This window comes from Mameliella sp. CS4 (genome assembly GCF_019392335.1).
Lineage (GTDB): Bacteria > Pseudomonadota > Alphaproteobacteria > Rhodobacterales > Rhodobacteraceae > Antarctobacter.
Map to the genome: position 1 here is coordinate 1 of NZ_JAHXRQ010000234.1, position 251 is coordinate 251.

General features: G+C 57.4%; 1 protein-coding gene. It reads left to right on the forward strand.

Going from position 1 to position 251, the window contains the following annotated elements:
* Positions 1 to 251: type VI secretion system protein (locus tag KZZ07_RS27215; RefSeq protein ID WP_219520138.1), on the forward strand; the 251-nt coding region annotated here is incomplete at both ends.

Below are 251 nucleotides of genomic sequence, written 5' to 3' on the forward strand. Positions count from 1 at the left end.
TGGACCAACCCGACAGCTCTGTCGACGCCGCAGGTTGGACGACATTGCTGAACCTGCTCAAGTCCAGGCGCCGAGTGCGGCCACTTAATGGCGTGGTGGTGGCGTTATCGGTGGACACCTTGCTGGGCAGCAATGAGCATGATCTGGAACGCCACGCACGGCATGTACATAGCCGCTTACAAGATATTCAGCAGACGCTGCATGTCGATATCCCGATCTATTTGGTGCTGACCCACGCTGACCGAATACCG